The organism is Thermogutta sp. (assembly GCF_014359955.1).
In the GTDB taxonomy this organism is placed as follows: Bacteria; Planctomycetota; Planctomycetia; order Pirellulales; family Thermoguttaceae; genus Thermogutta.
In genome coordinates, this window is sequence record NZ_JACIYL010000694.1 from 1 (window position 1) to 2,360 (window position 2,360).

Genomic DNA, 2,360 nt, shown 5'->3' on the forward strand with positions numbered 1-2,360 from the left:
AAACGGCGGACCTGACAGGCAGGTCCCTCCGAGGTTAATGTCGCTCCCAACCCACTGTCAAGGCTTGGGGTGTTCACCCGGCGCAAACAAAGAGAAAACGGGTCCGATCAGATTCTGGTAGGGGCAATTCATGAATTGCCCCTACCCCTAACCAGGACACTTAAGCAAGAACCGACATGAACGGACGTATCGATGTTATATCGTTCGGCCTGATATTAATCCAAGTTCATAACACACAGCGAATTGCTCTTCCGTTTTACGCCGAAAGAACTCCCTTTTTTGCTATGTTCGGCGCCGCTAATTGCCTTTGACTCCGTTGCGAACAATGCAAACGGCCCCGCTTCTCGGCGCAAGCGTCCGCCGTGATGCTACCGCTCTCCATCACCCTCGATCAACGGGCGATGAGTCCCAGATCGAGTCCAAAAACCCACAGCATGATACCCAGTATGATGGCCAGGCCGAGGTAGGAAAGCCCCACATAAACCGCTTCGCTCGGCGGCTTGCCGCGAATGGCCTCGTACAGCAGAAAGACCATATGGCCGCCATCCAGCACAGGAATGGGCAGAAAATTGACGACCGCTAGGTTGGCACTGAGAAGGGTCAGAAAGAGCAGGAATCGTCCCGTGCCCTGGGATGCCACCCGATAAGCCGTCTGGACCAGGCCAATCGGCCCGACAAGGGCCCGCGGTGACACATCTCCCCGAGTCAACCGATTGAGGATGCGATAGATCAACGTCACGGAAGTCCACGTCTCACTGGCCCCCATTTCGACGGCCTGAAACAGTCCGCCGGCCCGCATGTGAAACGTCATCGGCTGAAAGAGGAGCTGCCGATCGGGGAAATACCAATCTTTTCGCACCTGGGGCTCCAGGCGAACAGTGAGCTCCCGGGAAGCCTCCTCCGTATTGGAGACGTCGGTCGGAGCCTCCTTGTCTGCTTTTTCTCGATGAACAACCAGTTCCACCTGTGTGCCGAGTGGAAATTTCTGCAATTCATGGAAAAACGTGGCCCAGGTCGCCTTGTTGGCGCCACGCTGGACGTCGAACCGGACATCGAGTTCCGTTTCAACACTGGGCGAGTCGGGATTCTGGGCGTTTGCCTGCGGTGAGATGGTTTTGGCAGCCACAATCACGTCGCCGGGCTGGATCCCCGCCTCGGCTGCAGGCGATTTTGGCCGAACCGCCCGAACCTTCGGGAGGACCTCAACGGCAATTCCAAGCTGCGGAATTTCCCAGGGACTATCCGGGGTGTAGAGCTCGGCGAACGAAGTCGCCAACCGGGCCGGAACTGTCACCGTGTGCTTCTCTCCCGGCGGTGCCGTCTGCGAGGCGGCTGCCGACGCCAAATCGGTCTCGGCGGAGGCCGGTCCTTCCTGTGCGGAACGCCGGACGGAAAGCACGATGGGAACCTCCGCCCCCTGCCGCTCCTGAAGCGTCTTTTGGAGGACGTAGGGAAGCTCGAGAATATCGCCGTTCCAAACAATATCGGCGGGACACTCTACCGCGATGAGTTCATCCCCTGGCTGAACGCCCGCCTGAGCTGCCGGTGAGTCGGCCTGAACGGCCACAATCCGCCCATATTGCAGGACAAGCCCCAGATCTCGCACGGCGGGAGGATCAAGACGCAGCGTGACTTTTTTCGCCTCATTCCCCCGCGTGTGTGGTGCCTCTGGTGATTCGAGAGTGATCTCCACGGACTGGCCCCAGGTCAGCGCCCACTGGCGATGCAACTCGGCATAATCGGCGATGGGGCGATCGCCGATGCGGACGATCTTCCACCCCGGCTTCAGCCGGTCGCCGAGACTGGCCGCAGGACTACCCGGGAAATAGGGCGGATCTGCCAGTTCCGTGGTAAACGCGTTGGAGACACCAATGGTGGGTATCACCCGGATGCGGTCGGGCACGATTCGCACGTCGAAAACTTTTTTTTCGAGCTGACCGGCCTCGGACCTGCGGAGCCGCTCAACGGTGAGAGTCACCTCCGCGCCGCGACGTGTGAGGGGGATCGTTTGCTGGATGTCCTGAAACCGCATTGTCTGCCGGCCATTGATAGCGACGATTTTGTCGCCCGGCTCAATCCCCGCCCGCCATGCCCCTTCACCCGGCGCGACCTGTCCCACCGTGCAGGGGAATTCGTCCACACCGATAGCGAAGGCGATGACGGCCACGATAAAGGCGAAGATGAGATTCATGATCACCCCGGCGGAGATGATGGCCATTCGCTGGGGAACACTCTTGGCGAGGTAACTGCGGGGATCATAGAGGGCTGCCTGGGCCGCCGCCACCGTCACCCCCTCTTCGCTGATGACAGCGTCCGGCGCCAGCCCCGCCGACCTGGCACGCTCCAGTTCCTGACGCAGT

Annotated in this window: 1 protein-coding gene; it reads right to left on the minus strand. The window is 60.1% G+C overall.

Translation table 11 applies throughout. The features are described from left to right. Positions 1–391 precede the first annotated feature (391 nt). A partial coding sequence (locus tag H5U08_RS15945) for a site-2 protease family protein (protein WP_297035275.1) occupies positions 392–2,360 on the minus strand: 1,969 nt, incomplete at its 5' end.